Origin of the sequence: Actinomycetospora atypica (genome assembly GCF_042653685.1) — a bacterium.
Lineage (GTDB): Bacteria > Actinomycetota > Actinomycetes > Mycobacteriales > Pseudonocardiaceae > Actinomycetospora > Actinomycetospora atypica.
Genome location: NZ_JBHSIV010000004.1, coordinates 134,088 through 152,472 on the forward strand (window position 1 = coordinate 134,088; position 18,385 = coordinate 152,472).

At 68.2% G+C, this 18,385-nt stretch carries 14 protein-coding genes; 1 reads left to right on the forward strand and 13 read right to left on the reverse strand.

What is annotated here, in order from left to right; translation table 11 throughout:
• Window positions 1–152 precede the first annotated feature (152 nt).
• From ACFPBZ_RS05225 to ACFPBZ_RS05275, 11 genes are all read right to left on the reverse strand, one after another.
• The gene (locus tag ACFPBZ_RS05225) at window positions 153–1,265 is read right to left on the reverse strand and encodes a glycosyltransferase (RefSeq protein WP_378034948.1); all 1,113 of its coding nucleotides are present in this window, start codon (window positions 1,263–1,265) and stop codon (window positions 153–155) included.
• Between the two features lie 67 nt (window positions 1,266–1,332).
• Window positions 1,333–2,454: a glycosyltransferase gene (locus ACFPBZ_RS05230; protein ID WP_378034949.1), complete on the reverse strand. Its 1,122-nt coding sequence runs from the start codon at window positions 2,452–2,454 to the stop codon at window positions 1,333–1,335.
• Window positions 2,455–3,567, reverse strand: coding sequence for a glycosyltransferase (locus tag ACFPBZ_RS05235; protein WP_378034950.1), 1,113 nt, complete (start codon window positions 3,565–3,567; stop codon window positions 2,455–2,457).
• Window positions 3,568–3,632: 65 nt separating this feature from the next.
• Window positions 3,633–4,970 (reverse strand): lipopolysaccharide biosynthesis protein, encoded by a 1,338-nt coding sequence (locus ACFPBZ_RS05240; protein ID WP_378034951.1) that lies wholly within the window; start codon window positions 4,968–4,970, stop codon window positions 3,633–3,635.
• The gene (locus ACFPBZ_RS05245) at window positions 4,967–6,124 is read right to left on the reverse strand and encodes a glycosyltransferase family 4 protein (protein ID WP_378034952.1); all 1,158 of its coding nucleotides are present in this window, start codon (window positions 6,122–6,124) and stop codon (window positions 4,967–4,969) included. Before ACFPBZ_RS05245 ends, ACFPBZ_RS05240 begins: the two co-directional genes overlap by 4 nt.
• Window positions 6,121–7,497 carry a hypothetical protein gene (locus tag ACFPBZ_RS05250; protein ID WP_378034953.1) on the reverse strand — a complete coding sequence of 459 codons (1,377 nt, stop codon included), beginning with the start codon at window positions 7,495–7,497 and terminating at the stop codon, window positions 6,121–6,123. Before ACFPBZ_RS05250 ends, ACFPBZ_RS05245 begins: the two co-directional genes overlap by 4 nt.
• Window positions 7,498–9,087 (reverse strand): tyrosine-protein kinase domain-containing protein, encoded by a 1,590-nt coding sequence (locus tag ACFPBZ_RS05255; RefSeq protein WP_378034954.1) that lies wholly within the window; start codon window positions 9,085–9,087, stop codon window positions 7,498–7,500.
• A 64-nt stretch (window positions 9,088–9,151) separates the two neighbouring features.
• Window positions 9,152–10,159 carry a glycosyltransferase family 4 protein gene (locus tag ACFPBZ_RS05260; protein WP_378034955.1) on the reverse strand — a complete coding sequence of 336 codons (1,008 nt, stop codon included), beginning with the start codon at window positions 10,157–10,159 and terminating at the stop codon, window positions 9,152–9,154.
• Window positions 10,156–11,253, reverse strand: coding sequence for a glycosyltransferase (locus ACFPBZ_RS05265; RefSeq protein ID WP_378034956.1), 1,098 nt, complete (start codon window positions 11,251–11,253; stop codon window positions 10,156–10,158). Before ACFPBZ_RS05265 ends, ACFPBZ_RS05260 begins: the two co-directional genes overlap by 4 nt.
• Before the next feature lie 262 nt (window positions 11,254–11,515).
• Window positions 11,516–13,006 (reverse strand): sugar transferase, encoded by a 1,491-nt coding sequence (locus tag ACFPBZ_RS05270; protein WP_378034957.1) that lies wholly within the window; start codon window positions 13,004–13,006, stop codon window positions 11,516–11,518.
• A 632-nt stretch (window positions 13,007–13,638) separates the two neighbouring features.
• Entirely contained in the window at window positions 13,639–14,241 is a 603-nt protein-coding gene (locus tag ACFPBZ_RS05275; protein ID WP_378034958.1) for a helix-turn-helix transcriptional regulator, read from the reverse strand.
• Window positions 14,242–14,878: 637 nt separating this feature from the next.
• On the opposite strand from ACFPBZ_RS05275, the gene ACFPBZ_RS05280 reads away from it, so the two are divergent.
• A complete protein-coding gene (locus ACFPBZ_RS05280; protein ID WP_378034959.1) occupies window positions 14,879–15,448 on the forward strand; it encodes a glycoside hydrolase family 16 protein in 570 nt (189 codons plus the stop codon).
• A gap of 25 nt (window positions 15,449–15,473) precedes the next feature.
• On the opposite strand, the gene ACFPBZ_RS05285 is transcribed toward ACFPBZ_RS05280, so the two are convergent.
• Together ACFPBZ_RS05285 and ACFPBZ_RS05290 are read right to left on the reverse strand one after the other, a co-directional pair.
• Window positions 15,474–17,309, reverse strand: coding sequence for a glycosyltransferase (locus tag ACFPBZ_RS05285; protein ID WP_378034960.1), 1,836 nt, complete (start codon window positions 17,307–17,309; stop codon window positions 15,474–15,476).
• A gap of 106 nt (window positions 17,310–17,415) precedes the next feature.
• A complete protein-coding gene (locus ACFPBZ_RS05290; protein ID WP_378034961.1) occupies window positions 17,416–18,321 on the reverse strand; it encodes a glycosyltransferase family 2 protein in 906 nt (301 codons plus the stop codon).
• Between the last annotated feature and the right edge of the window lie 64 nt (window positions 18,322–18,385).

The window sequence follows — 18,385 nt, forward strand, 5'->3', positions numbered from 1 at the left end:
GTCTCCTCTGGTCGACGTGGCTGCCGCACGTGTATGCGTGCGGGCGTGGAAGGCAGCTGTGGGTGCCGCCAGATCGAGGGTGGACGTGCTGCCGTTGCCGTGACCCGACGCGCTATATTGATCACCCGCTCGCTACTGGAGATCGACGGAGATCATGCCGTCCAAGCGGAGAACGCGTTTCTCCATTGTCTGAGCACTTCCTCTTTCCTGAACCGTTGCCCGTAGGTTCTCAAGCCTAGGCTGCGCATCTGACGCTCTTCGACCGTCAGTGCGGCGAGCTTTTCCATTCCACGTTGAATATCCGACACATCTTCCGCATCCGCCGTGAACGCGTCGGCGCCGGCGACCTCTTCGAGCACGCTGTGCCGGGTGACCAGCGGAACCAGGCCGTACTCGATCGCCTCCGCGACGGGCATGCCGAAGCCCTCCAGCCGACTGACGAGGACGAAGCCCTGCGCGTTGGAGTACAGCCAGTCCAGTTCGCCGTCCGGGACGTGAGGCAGCATCACTACCCCGTCGACCGAGTCGGCTGCTGCTGCGACCTCCTCGAACCCGGGTTCGGGTCCTCCGCAGATGACGTACTGGACGTTTTGCGATGGCAAGCTGGAATACGCGTACGCCTCGATGCACCGTCGCTGATTCTTGCGCGCACCGATACTTCCCACCGTGAGGAGGAAACGGGAGCCGACTGATGGCGGCGCCACTCCGCCGTCGTGGGGCACCTTCTTGCTCTCGATCGCGGGGTAGATCACCCTACGACTTGCGGCCCGACCCTCGGGATACGCCTGCTGGAACCTGTCGCGGACGTCTCTGCTCACGAAGACGAGGTGCGGGCCGACCTGCGCGATCTCGTCGTAGATCGATCGGTACATCGCGCCGACGTCCTTCTCGAACAGATCGGGGTGGGTCAGCGGTCCGATGTCGTGACAGACGACTATGTCATCGCTCCGCAACCGGACCGTCGCGACTGTGAGCGGATCCAGGTGCAAGAGGGGACGCATATTCCGCCGCCGAGGGATCAGGGCCGCGAGCCGTTCGTGTCCCGAGGCCGTTCCGGTCTTACTCTTGATGTGCCACAGCTGGAGCCGACCGAAGATCCGCCGGACGAGGCCGCGCGGGACGCGCGAACTCCACCAGTAGAGAACACGCACGACGGGTAGGTCGTCGCAGTCGATCAAACTCCGACCAATGACGTACTTACCCGTGCGATTGTGCATGGCAAGCGAGAAATCGACGTCGACCCCTTCGTGTCGCTGCCCGCTCATTGCCGTGTTCCTCGCTTCTCGCACCCAAGAACACGTCGATAGAACGTCACGTACTGCTCTCCTACCGTCACGGTTGCCTCCGCTCGACATCCCGACTCACCGCCGACGCGGGAATGCGACCGCTGTTGCACCGCTGTCGTGATCGCCGCCGCCCACGCCTCCGGGTGGTCTTCGGCCACGACATAAGAGTTCGCGACACCTCTGACCGTCTCAGGAAACCACTCTTGTCAGACACGAGCACGGAGAAGCCGGTCGAGGCCGCTTCGGCTGCGACACGACCAAAGGGTTCCTCCCACCGGCTCGGCACCACGACCAGATCGACCTGAGTCAGGAAGTGGTCGATGGACACGTGGCCGACGAAAGACACCCGGGACGACGGGGCGAGCGATCGTGCGCGATCACGCAGTTCGTCTGGCACCTCGCCGGCGCCGATGAGACGGAGGTCCAGGTGGTCCACCATGGCGAAGGCATCGAGCAAGAGATCGACCCCCTTCTTGCGGTCCACGGCTCCGATGTAGCCGACGGTCGTGATTCGCGAGACCACTCGCCGACCAACCGCTTGAACCACCACCTGCTGATTGGCGACGGTCGCAGTCGGTGCAGTCGGCCATACCCCAAGCCGACGATGCGCACCTGCGATGTGCGAACTCACACTGACCAACAGATTGGGAACAGGAGCACTGCGACGTCGAACGGTTAGGATCTGGCACTTCCGACAGATGCCGTCACAGCTCACCGGCGCCCGATAGCGTGTTGTCCGCGAGCAGATCGGATTGTAGCCCCTGAGGGCGTGGACCCAGGGATATTGCTCGGCTACCTCGATTCTTGACGGCCCGAAGCAGGCGATGTTATTCGAGTGGAGCACATCGGCGCGAGAGCATCCTACGACACGTTTGAGGAAGCGGTCAGCCTCTGATCGATACTCCTCTCGAGCGTGCCACACGACCTTGTCGAGCGGAGTCACTGGCGCACCGTCGAGGGATGCGTAACTGCTAGTGGCCCACCGGAAGACCTGGACGCCCTGCACGTGCTCGACGGAGACCGACAGTCCGTCGGCCGGCGGACCGAGTGTGGCGACGGCGACCTCGTGTCCGTCATCGATGAGACTCGACGCGAGCTCGGCGGCGGAGCGCTCGGCTCCACCACCTCCCCGGGGTGAGTACAAGGAGTTGACGAGGAGCAGCCGCATCTAGCGCTCGACCGTCGAGATACACGGAGGCACGAACTCCGAGACCTGCGCGGGGACACCTCGTCCGCTCAGCAGGCTCTCGATCAGGACCATGTGCCTCCGCGCGTAGTCCTCGCTGCGGAGGCCTCGGCTTTTCAAGTGAGCGTGGGGGCAATGTCGTCCGACGACCGACGGCCCGGCGACGAGTGCCGCTCGAATCGAAGCGACCAGGGACGCCGCATCACCGACGTCGTAGTACTGAACGGCGTCTCCGAAGTAGTCGCGGAGTCCCCCGGTGTCGGCCACCACCACGGGGCGGCCGACCGACAGCGCCTCAAGGGCCACGGTGACGCCGCTTGCGTGCCGGTTGGACGAGAGCGGGACGACGACCACGTCACACCACGACAGATCGTCGAGGAACTCGTCGACGTCGATCGACGGTCTTACCGATGCATCCACCTCGTCGAGCGAGGCGCGGGCCACCCGACTGGAGCTGCGAACTCGGAGGTCGAGCGGCGTCCGTGCCGCAGCTCGAGCGAGCACGTCCCAGTCGCGGTCCTTGTCGTTCCCCGCGCTCAACACGCGCGGCCGCGCGTGGTCGGCGTGGTCCACCGCGACCGCGATGGGCGGGAGCGGCTGGATCCCGAAGGGGACGACGACGGCCGGCACGGACGGTACGACGTCACGACACACGACGACGTTCTCGTGGCTGTGCGTGGTCAGCACCAGTGCCCGGTTCATGAGGTGCCGGTATGCCAGTCGCTGCAGCGGGAGGAGATACGGCCAACGGTCCCAGAGCCACACCGCCTGGCAGAGGACCTTCCGGCGTCGGTCGCGGAACAACCGGAGGAGCACGAGGACGCCGATGAACTCGAACTCGGTGTGGGTGACGACGACGTCGCTGCGCCGCAGCTGCATACGGTTGGTCCAGAGGTGGGCAAGGTCGAAGCCGAGCACCTTGCGCAACGCCCGGTGAGCCGTCACCGCCCAGGGCTCCCGGGGCAGGTCGCGAGAGAAGGTGACCTCGTAGAACTCACGCAGCGTCTGGTACCCGTACGAGTCGGCACCCCTGACCTCACGAGCCTCCACCTTGCGCCGCCACGACTCCGGGCTGCGTCCCCAGTCGAGATGCACATGGACGTGACGTCGCACGCCCGTCCCCATCGCGCTCGCCGTAGGTGGATGAGCGCCGGAACTGTTCATGAGATGTGTTGCTCCTTCCGCCGCGTGTTCACGGCTCTGCGCACCGTGGCCGGGGCCGCGCCGAGGAGTCGGACGTCCGCCCGGGTCAGGCCGACGAAGCGGGAGGCGGGGACGCCGAGTTCTCGGCCCGCGAGGACGACGGAGACGACGCTGGCGAATAGGGTGGCCACTACGACGGCCGCAGCCGCCCCCACCGCCCCGAACTCGGGGACGAGCGCGAAGACGAGGGCGCCGTCCAAGACGAGGCTCGCCACGAGCGTCAGCGACCGGACGTGCGGTCGACCCGACGCCTCCAGCGCGGCTCCCGCGATGAGGCCCGGCACCGCAGCGCAGGCGCCGAGCAGGAGCAGGTTTGTGGGCCATAGGGCGCGCGCGAAGTCGCCACCAAACACGGGGACGAGCCACCAGGGTAGGGTCACCGCGACCCCGACGCACAGCAGGGCCGCTCCGGCGGAACAGATCCGGGACGCCTGGGTCAGCACCTTGGAGTCCATCGTGCGGCTGCTAGCGCCGAACAGCACGTCACGCAGCGCTTGCGTAACGATCCACGGGATATCGGAGATGGTCACTGCCACGACGAGCAGGCCGAGCTGCGTGGCGTCGGACAGCGGGATCAAGAAGATTTCGTTGATTCGCGCCATCAGCATAGTGGCGACCGAACCCATCCACACCGACGACCCGAAACGAAGCAGACCGCCGAGACGGGCGGGCGGGGCGTGGATCGGCACGCTGACCGATGCTCGCCTGCGCGCGCTCGGCCGGAGCCCCGGCAGGTAGGTCATCCCCCCGATCACCGGCGAAAGGCACACGGCGAGGACCGCCGTGAGCAGGTCGAGGCCTCCGGTGGCCGCGAGCCCCACAATTGTGACGGCGCGCACGAGCGTAGTCAGGGCCTTTTCGGCCGCGACCTCGTTCCATCGCTGCAGCCCAGCGGCGCGGCCCCGGAGGAGCCCGACGAGCAGCGCGGGCGTCACGAAGACTCCGCCGACGACGATGAGATCGGCGAGCAGGGGATCGGCGTCGGAAAGGTAGCCGCGGGCCGCCGCGATCCCGACCGTCGACGCCACGCCGATCACGACAGTGATCCCAACTACGGCCGCGACGACGGAGGAGGACAAGCGGCGGCCTTGGGCGACGTAGTACGTCACCGCCTGGGGAAGACCGAGGCTGCCGGCGGCGGACAGGACGAGGAGCGGGGCGGCGGCGGCCGCGGACTGCCCTCGCCCCGCCGCACCGAGGACGTTGGCGAGCACTGGAGCCGTGACGAGCCCAACGACCGGCACGAGAACGGAGGACGCCGACACGAGCAGCAGGGCGCGGTGGACCGATGTCACGGCTCGCTCTCCCCGCAGTCGGCCCCAGACGACGAATTGTGCTCGTGCCACGGCGAAGCGAATCGCACGAGCTGCTGAGCGCTCTTGTGAGCGGCTCGGCTGAGCGAGGCGTAGCCGACCGGGTCGTCCGCGAGTTCGCGGAGCGCCGTCGCCGCGTACTCGACGTCAGGATCGGCCCACTGACTGCGATGGCGGTAAACGCCGGCTCGGTCCCGCACGTCGACGAGGCGATAGGGAACGAGGATCCCGTCGTCCGGGCCCATGAAGTCGAGGTTGCCCGACCAGCCGGTCGCGACGGCCGGGGTGCCGTGCGCCATCGCCTCGAGGATCGGCAGCCCGAAGCCCTCCGCTCGATGCAACGACAGCAGGACGTCGGACTGCCGGAAGAGGGCACGCAGCTCGTCGAGCCCGAGCGTCTCGGTCAGGAACTCGATGTTCGAGGCCCCACCGACGGCGTTGACGAGCTCGCTGACCTCGGAGGGGCGACCAAGAAGCTTCACAATCAGACGGACGTCGGAGCGGTCGCCAAACGCTCGCCGGAACGCCGAAACCGCGCCAATCGGGTTCTTCCGGTCGAAGCTCGATCGGCTGTCCGCCATTGTCAGTACCGTGAAGATCGAGTCGGGATCGCGGGCGCGCCGGGGCTCGGGAGCCACGCGGTGCGGGACCACGTACACCGGGATATCGAAGAGCCGTCGGAGCGATGCCGCGGAGAACGTGCTCGGCGTCCATATCTCGGAGACGAGTCCCTGGTAGCGCTTCCAATCGCGCGGCGGATCGGGCAGCTCCCACGCCCAGTACCCGATCGGGTACACCGACAGAGGTGGGAGGGCGAGACCGTTGATCAGCCGGGCGCACTCGGGCGCGCCCGAGTGCAGGACCAGGTTGCTGCCCGCTCCCGTCGCGAGGCCGCCGTCGGCCGGACCGGCGCTTCCCGGAGAGGTCGGGACGCCCGCCCGTCCCATCGAGTCCACCTGGAGCTGCGCTCCGCGGGTCAGCCCGTTCGGTTTGGCGTAGAAAGCCTCGACCCGCCAGGTGGAGCCCCGCTCCTCGGTCCGGGCGCGACCCATGCGACGAGCGGCGACGGCGTGCTCGGCGGCGAGGACCGCCGCCACCGCTGGCGGGCGCAACAGGGCTTTCAGCTGACTGGTCATCTGAGCCCTAGCCTCGACCCGTCCGCGACGAACCGGCGCCGGGGAGACGACGACGGGGCCACGCCGCCGGGCGCGGGCTCGTCGGGCGCGGTGGCGTGCCGTCGCCACGCGCCCTGCGCGCACACTGCGAACAGGAACCACAAGATCGGTTCTGACACGTCCGGCCCCGAGACGGCCTTGCTGATCATAAGGGCGATCGCGGACCATACGGCCGGCTGGTAGCGAGCGTCCCGGAACGCGTACCCGAGCACCAGGACGAGGGCGACGACGAGGAGCAGCGCACCGAGCACTCCGACGTTGGAGAGCACCGTCGCCACGAACGAGGACGGGCGGTTTGACCCCAGGCCGGTCCCGATCCCCGACGAGTCGCCAAGAACACCAAAGGAGAACTGGTCGGCCGCCGATCGGTTCGCCGCCGAAGTGCTTCCCGACTTGTCGACGACGATTGCATCAACGAAATCGGACACGGCCGGCCCGGCGATCGCAGCGATCGGAAGCACTGCGACCATTCCCGCGGCTCCGAGATTGGAGATCCTCTGCCGCCCGACGATGACGACATAGGCCCCCCGGGCGAACACCACGAGAGCGACAAGGACACCTGTGACCACGGCACCGCCGGAATAGGAGAGAGCGGCGTTGGTGAACGACCAGATGGCGAACAGCAAGCAGATGTAGCGCAAGGGCCCGGTCGAGCGGGCAGTGGACACCGCGAAGAAGATGAAGGCGGCGACCGAGAAGGCACCGAGACCGGCCGGTTCGGAGAATAAGCCGCGCATGCGCTCCACGCCGTCGAAGGTCCCGGCGGTATATGTGACGTTCGAAGAGTTGTCGAACACCTGCGTCTGCACCGACTCCGGCAGGAGACCCTTGAGGGTGTTCAGCACCGTGCCGAGGCCGAACGCGAGGCCCGGGAGCCTGTACGCAGGATAGGGATGGAAGGCGATGACGGCGACGACGAGCACGGCGAGGACGAGGTAGCCGCTCTGCGCGACGTTGGAGATCGACGGTTCGAGCGACCCCGGTTGCTTGACGCCGAGATCGATCCCACGTCGAGGATCCAGCACCTTCAGACCTGCGAAAATGCGCGGACTCGTCATGGTGACAATCACGGCCCAGACGCCGAACGCGAGGAGCGGTCGGGCGCCGGGCAGCGTCGACAGGTCCGCGTGGTAGGCCCGCAGGAGCAAACCGCCGGATGTCGCGATGAGAAGGATCGCGACCAGGTGGTAGGGGATAACACTCTGGCCCGCGACCGTCACCGCACTGGTGGCGGCAAACGGCACCGCCGCCGCCAGCAGCAGCGGCAGCCGCTCCACGTCCGTGAACAGCGTGACTGCGGCAGCGAGCACGACGAGAGCTCCGACGATCGACACCTAGCCGTGTCCGTTCCACCGGCCGGCAATCTGCTCGGTCCCGGCGTCGAGATGCCGTCCGTTCGCAGAGCGCTGACCCACCGGCTGAGGCCGCGGCCGGGGCCGCGGGCGCCGATGGGCCTCGTCCGGCTTGGACCCGAGTGTCGGCCGACCGTCGTGCTCTTGCTCGAAGGGCGGCGCCTCGGACGGTGTGGCGTTCGGAAGGACCGGGGAGACCGGGACGCTCGCCTGCGAGGACGCGGCGTAGGAGTACGAGCCGAGACGCCGGCCGCTGCGATCCCCCCCGACCAGCACGACGCCACCGACCTTGCTCGACACGGAACGGAGCGCCTCTGCAGCTCGACGCGCTTCGACCGAGGACGTGCGGTTCGCGCGGCACACGAGCACCGAAGCATCGGTCGCCGGGGCAAGGGCCGCCGCGTCGCTGACAGGCAGCAGGGGCGGCGTGTCGATCAGGACGACGTCGTAGCGGGCACGGCTCTCCTCGATGACGCGGGCGTTCTGGGCGCTGGCCAGGAGTTCGCTCGGGTTCGGTGGAATCGTGCCGCTCGTGAGCACGTCCAGCTTGACGGCGGGCACGTTCTGCACCGCCTGGAACAGTCCGATCGCCCCGGCCAGGACGTTGGTCAGGCCCGCGGAATTATCGAGGACAAACCGCTCCGCGATCGCTGGGCGACGGAGGTCGGCGTCGATGAGCAGAACCCGGTGGCCCGCGGCGGCCAGTGCCAGGGCCAGATTTACCGCCGTCGTGGTCTTTCCCTCCGCGGGCAAGGCGCTGCAGACCGCAAGCACCTTGTGGTCCTTGTCCGCCTCGATGAACTGCAGATTCGTCCGCAGGCGGCGGAAGTCCTCGGCAGTCGCGGAGTTCGGTTCGTCGATGACGATCAACGGGCGCTTGGTGAGGTTCGACTCGACCGTGATCTGGCCCAGGTTCGGTGCGTCGACGATCTCGGCCAACTGCTCTGGCGCCCGCACGCTGTTGTCGGCGGCGTTGCGCGAGATAGCCGCGGCGACCCCGGTCGCGAGCCCAAGCAGGAACGCGATACCCAAGACCCGCTTCGGCCCGGCGGACGACTGGTCCTCGGGCACCGGGGCCGGCTCCACTGCCCGCACGGTCATCACCGGCGCGGTGACCGGGCCGGGCACCGTCGGGCGCTCAAGGCTGTCGACGGTGGCAGTCATGGCGTTCCCGACCGCGTTGGCGATCGCGGCTGCGGTCTCAGGAGACGCATCGGAGACGTTCACGACCATCACGACCGACCCGTCGGTAACCGTCGCGTCCATCTTGCCTCGCAACTCCGTCACGGTCAGTGGCAGTCGAGTGGCCGCTATGGCCGCCGTCAGCACGCGAGGGCTCGTAACCAATTCCTGATAGGACTTCACCCGGTCCTGCGCGAGCTGGGCTCCGGACAGCGACGCGGAGTCCGAGTTCCCGGCCGCGGGCGACGAGACGTACATCTGGAGGGCCGCCGTATATACGGGCGGGCGGAGCGCCAGGTAAGCCACTCCCAGGCCCATTGCAAGCACAACGACGGCGACGACCGTCAGCCAGCGTTCGCGTAGGACCCTGAGATGTTCTTGGGCGCTCATCACTCTCCATCCCCGACATTCATGTTCTCTACTGCCGCCCGTTCCCGACCGGGCCGCAGAGTCGTCAGCCCCGTGAGGCGGACGTAATCGCTGCTGCGGTCTCCTCCCATGTGAAGCGGTCGTGGTCTAGCCGCGAGGACGGCGCGCCGTCGAGCTCGCGCGCTAGGCCAGCGGCGATGTCGTGAACGCTCGACGGGTCGACGTACCGGGCCTGGTCGCCGCAGATCCAGCGGAAGACCGGTATTTCGGACACGAGCAACGCCGGGGCGCCTGCGGTCGCCGCCTCGACGATCGGGAGGCCGAAGCCCTCGTCGAGGCTGACGAGCAGGACGCACCGCGAGTGGCGGTAGAGCTGCCTCAGATGGTCGTCGGAGACGAACTCGGCGTCGATCACGCCGTCGGGCACCGTCAGCTCCTCGTGTCGGAAGATCGCGCTACCGCCTCCCACTAGCAACAGCGGTGTGCGCGAGCGAACGTCCGCGGCCAGCGAGCCGTACGCGCCGAGTAGACGGGGGAGGTTCTTCCTCGGGTCCCGGCTGCCGACCGCGAGTAGATACGAGCCAGCCGTAAGCTCACGCTCCCGCACCGCCTCGTCGTCAGGAAGGTCGTGTTTTGTCGAGTCGAACTCGGCACTAGGGGCGTTGGGCGCGACCGCCACGCGGTCGGTGCGATAGGCCGCGAGCTGCTGCGCCACCGGCTCGCTGACCGCGACAACCGTTCCAGCGCTGCGCAGCTGCAGGCGCAGCAGTGGGGCGTGTGTCCAGATGTAGCGCCGCGAGTACCACTCCGGATGGTTCAGCACGAACAGGTCGTGCACCACGAGGACGGTGCACCGACGCCAGACGGGCGCGCGCGAGGTCATAGACACGATGACGCGGTTGCCCGCGAGGATCGGCAGGACCAGCTGTACCCATATCCAGACCAGTAGCGTCGAGCGAGCAAACACCCCTTGCGGACGCAGTTCCTCCACCTCCGGGTCGACAAGTAGGCGGCTCGCCACCTCAGTGGCATAGCGCTGCTGGCCAGTGACCCGCTGGCCCCGAAAGGCGCCGTTAATGACGATGCGGCTCAACCTTGGCTCACCCACTCGGCGATCTCGCGCTGGAAGCGGGCGAGGGAGAATTCCTTGGCGTGTTCGCGACGGTGACTCTGCAGAGTCTGCATGGCTTCGTACGCGGCGCGACGGATGGCGTCGTCGTCGTCGAACGCGACCAATCCGCCTGTGAGACCTGGGATGACGCTTTCCGCGGCACCGCCCTCGACCTGGGCCAGCACCGGGGCACCCGCGGCCATGGCCTCCACGGGCATGATCCCGAAGTCCTCGACGGCCGGGAACACGTACAGCGCGGTCCGCTGGTACAGCGCGTACAGCATGGCGCGCGACGGTGCGTCGACGAAGATCACCGGGACGTTCGCGGTCGCCGCGGCGTCCTCGAGCACGCGGCGGTGTGGCCCGCGGCCGGCCAGCACGACGGGCTTGCTGAGAGCCTCGCCGGTGCGGATGACGTCCTCGAGTCGCTTGTAAGGGATGAAGCGCGAGGCACCGAGCACGAAGTCGCTCGGCAGGAGGTCGAGGAAGCGGCGCTCGCCGTCGGTGAGCTCGCTGCGCCAGTCGTCGACCGACTGGATCAGCTCGACGTCGACCGGGGGGTGGATGACCCGGGCGTCGACACCCCAGGTCCGGCGGATCCGCTCGCGGACGAAGTGGCTGTTCGCCGCGAACTCCGCGCCTTCACCGGCGCGACGGCGGTCGAGCGGACGCAGAGCGCGCGATGCGATGCGCGCGAGGAGGCCGTCGCCGCGCGCGTCGTGGGCGCGGGACCACACGTAGCGGGCCGGGGTGTGGACGTAGACGAAGCGCCGGAAGGTGGCCGGTGCACCGCGGAAGTGCGCGTGGTGGGCGAAGGCGTGGGAGCTGATGAGCGCCCACTCGTAGCCCTGGTCCTGCAGGGTGCGCCAGGCGACGGGCATGAGCGGCAGGGCGAGCGCCTTGCTCCTGCGGAACGGCGTGCGCGCCATCCACGACTCGTGGACGCGGCTGGCGTCGAAGCGTCCCGACGAGTCGTTCCACAGACAGTGGATGTCGGCGTCGGGGAACGAGGTGCTCATCGCCTCCAGCACGTTCTCCGATCCCCCGGCCTGGGCGATCCACTCGTGGACGAGCACGCCCCCCGTCCGCGGTGGCGCTACCTCATCCAGCCTCGGTCGCGCGTCCTCGGTCTCCAGCCGTGCAGTCACTCGAGTCCCCCACCCCTCCGGGAGTTGCCGTCACTATCTGTCCACCCCCACTTACGGACAGCACGGTCCTCCCAGGGCGACCAAGCTACATCGCCGGAGGAGTGGCATCGTCGTCCACCTGAGGGACTAGCGAGCTAGACCTTCTGGTCGAAGATCACGCCCTGTACGTGTTGTCGCCACCGTGTGGGTGTCAGCGCCCGCGGGCGAAGAACACCTCGCTGAAGGTCCGCAGGATGACCTTGGCGTCGAGCCAGAGCGACCAGTTCTCGATGTAGTAGTTGTCGAAGCGGGCGCGGTCGCTGATCGGGGTGTCCCCGCGAAGACCGCTCACCTGAGCCAGGCCCGTGAGGCCGGCGCGCACGCGGTGCCGGTGGTCGTAGCGATCGACCTCGGCGGAGAACTGGCTGACGAAGTGCGGTCGCTCGGGGCGAGGCCCGACCAGGGTCATGTCGCCACGCAGGATGCTCCAGAGCTGCGGGAGCTCGTCCAGCGAGGTGCGACGAAGCACCTTGCCAACCGGGCCGACCCGCTTGTCGTTCCCGATGTTCCACTGCGTGGCCGACTCGGAGGCGGTCGCCGGCTTCATCGAGCGGAACTTCAGGCAGGAGAACACCTGGCCGTGACGACCGACCCGGTCCTGGCGGAAGAGAAAGCCGGGCCCGCCCTCGAGGCGCACCGCGATCGCGCACACCGTCATGACGGGGGCGAGGACGAGGAGAGCGAGAGCGCTGACCACGACGTCGAAGGCGCGCTTGGCGGCCCAGGTCGGACCCTCGAGCGACGGGTTGCGGATGCGCATCACCGGGACCGACCCGATGTGGTCCACGATCCCGACCTGGGTGTGGAACTGCGGCAGCCGCGGGATGACCAGCAGGTCGCAGTCGAGGCACTCGGGACTGCGGACGATGTCGAGGAGCTCGGTCTCGGCCAGGTCGCCGTCGGCGACGAGCAGGACGTCGGCGCCGGTCGCGGGCACCAGGAGCTCGAGGTCGCGGACCCGCCCGAGGTGGCTGGTGACCCGACCGGCCTCGCAGTCCCGGCTGTCGTCGACGAAGCCGACCGGCACCAGCCCGTACTGCGGGTAGCGGGCGAGCAGGGTCGCCATCTCCGCGGCCCGCACTCCCCCGCCGACGATGATCGTGCGGTGCGCGACGACCCGACGCCGACGGGCGGTGAGGATGAGCATCGTCGTGGTCATGCGACCGACCAGGACGAGCGCGATCGTGACCAGGAGCGTCCCCAGGAAGGACGCGACCTCCGCCTGATTGTTGATCAGGGCGAAGAGGGTGGCAACCACCGCGCCGGCGGTGAGGAGGCGACCCATCAGGGTCGGGAGCTCGTCGAGAACGCTGAGGTGGAGGCGGGCGCGGTAGCGGCCGGCGCCGAACAGCAGGGCCATCGAGACGGCGGCCATGAGCAGGATGGCCTTGAAGTGGTTGCCGTTCCAGAGGAGCGGCAGGAGGAGCATCGCCGCGTCGACCGGCGGGACGATCATCCAGGCGGCCCACCCCTTCGCCGATCGGACTCCGAGCATCGGGCGGGACGTCAGGTAGACGTCGGGCTCGACCTCAGCCGCCTCGACGACCTCCGACATGGATCGATTCCGTTGGACAGGCGCCTCGGACACCTGCGCCGTCTCGAGCACGAGGCCGTCGGCCTCCCGCTCCTGCTGCTGCGTCACGCCAGTGACCCCCCATAGTCACAGACGGCCAGATCGTGACCTTCGAGCGCAGTGGTCTCCCACCCCGCCGCCCCGGTCCCGCGGCCGTCACCCCTTAGTGCGTCTTCACCTGGGGCATCGCCACGAACTGATCACGTCGTTACTAGGCCGCTTGTTCCGCTACGGCGTGTCGCCACGACACGCCGCGATCCCCTGACGCAAGGGCGATGCAGGTCACCCTTCCGTGTTCGTCACGGTCCGGACAATCGCTACGTTCTGTGTACGCACTAACAGCGCGCGGACGAATGGCTGCTCCGACTCGTCCCTGTGGGCCATCACCGAGGCAGGTGAGTGAGGTTCAAGCGGTCGTCGCCCACCGTCACCTACGGTCGGGCCAGACGAGGATCGCGGCCGCCGCGAACGCGGCGAGACTGAGCAGGTCCGCGGTAGTCAACCCATGTTGCGGGGTGACCACCAGCAGTACGGGCCCCTCGAGCCGCTGGTCGACGCGCAGCCATACGAGGCCGACGAGAATGAGGAGAACAGCAAGCAAGACGCGGCGAGTGCGGAGCATGGGTCTCGAACGTCCCGTCGTCGCGTGCCTTGCTTGCCACGTCGCTGACTCCATCGTCAGCGAGGAGTGGCCCAGTTCATCACCCGGTCCGTCTGCCGGCGCTCTCATGCGTCGCGACGAGCCCATGCCTCACGGCAAGAGCAGCCGCTTCCAGACGCGAGTGCACGCCGAGCTTGTAGAAGATCGACTGGATGTGGCTCCGCACCGTCATCACGGAAATGCCGAGTTCAATGACGATCCGGTCGGTGGGGGCCCCGTCGACCAGGAGGGAGAGACACTCCTGCTCGCGGACGGTCAAGGAGGCCGAGAGCCGCTCGATGACAGTAGGCGTGGCCGGGCGCGCTCGGTGGCTGTCCGAGTTCCGGCGACCGAACGACTTCCCCTCGCGCAGGAGGTGGAGAGCGCCCAGGAGGTCCTCGAGGCCGCCGGACACGTCGAGGAATCCCACGCGATTGTTCAGGCTGATGTCGACGGGTTCGTCGTCGGACTCCTCGCCGTCGATCACCACGACCTGGGCCGAGGGCACGAGGCGCGCGGCCCGATCCAGAAGCGCTCTCCGGTCACCGCAGCCCAGCCGTCCAGTCACGGTCACCATGGACCGCAGGTGGAGCACGACCACCCTCGGACGGTGACACTCGATCTCGGCGAACAGATCTTCGGCATTGCCGACCACGGCGACCACCGGATGTCCCTGTTCCTCGAGCGCCCTCCGTAAGAGATCTGCGTACAGGGCATGCCCGTCGCCCAACACGATTGCCATTGGTCCCCCTCCGGACTCTCCGGAACCGAACTTCGAGGACGCCTCACCCTGCTGGGACGCCCATCACACGACCGAGGACGGATCAGTAACACTCAGCGAGCCCCCGGCGCCCACCTTAAACCACTCGGCGGACATCACCTCTAGGCCGGAAGGGGCGATCACTGCGCCGACAGTGGCCGTTCTTACCCATCGAGATCGAGATCCCGCATTCGACGTACGTCCACTACGTCGCGGATTCGACGACGCCGGATGGGCAACCTCCTATCGTCCTAGGGACATCCGCCTCTCGAGGAGATTCGTGGCCACAGGATCCGCGCGAGGGAGACTCAGCGCGCTCGCCCTTCTCCTTTCGATCGGGGCGGGATGTGCTCCGTCGTGGCCACCGGCCCCGCATGCGCAGGCTGTCGCCGACGACGGACCGACGGCGGCTACCCGGTGGAACTGGGGCCCGCCCACGTGGTCCGACGAGTTCGCCGGGACGTCCCTCGACTCCGGCTGGAACGTCTACGACAGCCCCGGCAACGGCGGGAACGGCACGCGACGTCCGACGCAGGTGTCGGTGGCCGGCGGACTGCTGACCCAGACCGGAACGGCGGCGACGGTGACTGCCGGCATGCTGCTCGAGGGCCGGGACGCCCGGAACGGGCGTTGGGAGGTCCGGGCCCGGGCCGACCAGGATCCCTCGTCTCGCGGCAGGCCGTACCACGTGGTGGTGGCCCTGATCCCCGTCGGCGTCCCCTACAACTCAGGGGAGCGGGATGTCGACTTCCTCGAGGGCGACATCGGCCAGGGTTCGGCCTTCTTCTTCCTGCACCACCCCCCGAACAAGCAGGACTACGCCCAGATCCCGCTCGACATCGCGACCTGGCACACGTTCGCCGTCGAGATCACGCGGGGGCACGTGACGTGGTTCGTGGACGGCCGACCGGTGGTCACCGATCAGCGTCCGGAGGCGATCCCGAGCGTTCCGCTGGCGCTCAACATCCAGCTCGACGCCAACTCGGACCGGGGAATGCGCCCAGGACGACTCCAGATCGACTGGGCCCGGTACTACGCCCTTCCGAGTACCGAGGTGCCCGTTCCGTCGGCTCCGGCTCCCGTGACCGGGGACTACGACCCCTCGTCCTAGGCCCCGTAGCCCCAGTCGGTCGTCTCTAGGTCGCTGTGACCGCGCTGCCCGCCCGCTCTGCGACCCGTCCGGCCGCGAAGGCGATGTGGCGGCGTGCCTGCCCGAGTGGTGCGTTCACGGTGCCGAGCCACCGGTCGCTCGAGTGGGTCATCTCGTAGGGGACGAGGTTCGCGACCTCCCGGCAGAACCGCCGCTGCAGGTCGTACTCCCGTCGTCCCGCTCCCCCGGACACTGACCCGGGAGCGATGCGGAACGAGGCGAGCGTCTCCCGGAGCCCCAGCAGGTTCCCGTGCTCCGTGAGCTGGACCCACAGGTCGAGATCGGCCAGGAACTCGCGCCCGACCCGGAAACCTTCGGTCGCGTCGAAGGCGCTCCGCCGGAACATCACTCCGGCGGGCGCCCCGATCGGGTTCGCGCCAGCGCGGACGATTCGGCGGAGTACCGACGTCCTGTCGTGAACGCCTAGGAGCCCACGCAGGAATCGGGCGGGAGCGATGATGCGGTCCTCACAGTCCACGAGGTCCTGGCGATGGACGACGAAGGCCACGTCCGGCGCCGACGCCAGGGCCTCCGCCTGGACCTCCAGGCACCGCGGGTGGAGCAGGTCGTCGGCGCAGACCAACTTGACGAACGGGCCCCGGGACAGCGCGACCGCCCGGTTCCAGTTCTCGGTCAACGGCAGAGTGGTCCGGTTCCGCTCGATCCGGAGCCGCGGGTCGTCGAACGACGCGATGACGTCCGGAGTCCCGTCGTCACTGGCGTTGTCCAGGACCACCACCTCCATGTCCTGCGTGGTCTGCCCGAGGACGTGCTGGAGGGTGCGGGCGAGGAAACGTTCGCCCCGGTAGACAGGGATGCACACCGAGACCGTCGGTGTCGTGGCGCCGGACTGCGCGGGCCGCGGCTGCGGCAGCACAGCACGACGAGAACGGGCATACGCAGGTGCCACCAGCGGGCGTCGATGCACCGTCAGCATCTGGAGGCAGTCGACGTCCGCCGCGGTGAGGCCCGCGAACTCCGCCGCCCTGGGCACCGGGCCAAGGGCCTGCGAGTGGTCCTTCTCCTGGACGACGTCGAAGCCGGCCTCGGCGAACAGCGTCCGCCATTCGGGCCGCTGGATCCGGTTGACGTACTGCACGTCGGTGTCGAACCACCGGTTCCACGTGCGGTCGTCGTAGCGGTAGTAGTGCTTCGGCGAGGTCGTCGGGTCGAAGTAGTGGAAGTGATCGACGAGGTCGATGCGGTGCACGGCGAGCCCGCCCGGACGCAGGGCCCTCCTGGTGGTGGCAAGCAGGGACGGAAGTGCCTCGCGACGAACGTGTTCGAGCACGTCGGCGCTCACCACCAGCGCGAAACGCTCCTCGGGCAGATCGTCGAACCGTCCGGTCGGGTCGACGACGTACCGCATCCCGAGCAGGTCGTAGACCTCGTCGAACGATTCGCACCGCAGGATGTCCCCGAGCAGGGTCATCGCCGCGGCGCGACGGGAGGCCGACAGGGTGTCGTCCGCGGCGAGATGCCTCCCCAGTTGCGCAAGCCAGGTCTGGTACGTGCCGAACAAGCGGTTGTCGACGACGTCCACCATGGTGATCCGCACATCGTGGAACAGACGGAGAACCGTCGACTCCCAGTGGAGCCAGCCCGTCCCGAGCTCGAGGACCTCGTCGCCCGGCTGCAATGCGTCGAACCGGTCGACCTGCGCCAGCAGCGCGCGCGCCCGCTCGACGTAGCGCTCGTCGACCGACCGGCTGGTCCGGAGCCGTTCGAGGGCCACATTGCCGAGTGCCCGGTAGGCCCGTTGGGTGGCCGGGCTCATCGAGAACGCTTTCGAGGCGGCGACGACCGCTCCGTACTTCAGCATGTGTCTACTCGATTCGTGCTCGTGCCGCCGCGACGGGCGGAATCGGTCCGGACATCGAGACTTCCGTCTTCACACTGGCTCGACATCCCCCATCGGCGCAGCCGCCCTACGTCGGTTGCGGGAGCTCGGACAAGCCGGGGCTGCGCTCCGACCAGACGCCCGCCGGGGCCGGGATGACGGGAGCCGCCACGACGGGAACCGGGACCACGGGAGCCGGAGCGATCGGCACAGGTCTTGCCGGTTCGATGCGTCCGGGGACGTGCGCCGGCCGCCCCCACAACGCCGACCTCAGCCGTTGCACGGCCAGGCCGCTCAGTCCGCGGTCATGGGAGCCGACGACCGTCCGGAGCACCCGAGAGCCGTCCCGGAACGTGCGGAGGTTCGAGTCTCCGCACAAACGAGGCGATTCACAGCTGCCCACCTCCGTGACGCGCAGCCTCGCCCGGATGGCGGAGATCAGAAGTTGCGCCTCGACCTCGAAGCCGGGACAGCTCATGTCGAGCCTCGACAGGTGGCTCCGGTCGAAGGCGATGTAGCCGTAGCAGAGGTCGCTGAAGCCGGAGGCGTAGAGCCGGTTGAACAAGCCGAGCAGGGCGAGGTTGCCGGCTCGGCGGAGGATCGTGATGTCCGTCGAGCACCCACCATCGGCGAAGCGCGAGCCCTTGACGACGTCGTAGCCGCGGTCGAGCAGGTCGATGAATCTCGGTATTTCTGTGGGAGACATGCTGCCGTCCGCGTCGATCATGACGATGCGTTCGCCCCGAGCAGCCTCGAACCCGAGACGGAGTGCGTCGCCCTTGCCCCGACCCTCCTGGTGGACCACCCGGATGTCGGGACGGACGGCGCAGGCGACCTCGACCGTGCCGTCGGTCGACCGCCCGTCGACCAGGACGATCTCGTCGACGATGTCCGGCACCCGACGCAGCACCCAGGGCAGGTTGGGGGCCTCGTCGCGAGCGGGGATCACCAGCGATACGCGGGGTCCGGTCGTCTCGCCGTAGGAATCGATCACCCGACGAACCGTACGAAAGCCGACGGCTCGGGAGCCTCCCCCGCCTGCAGCAGGCCGTGTACTG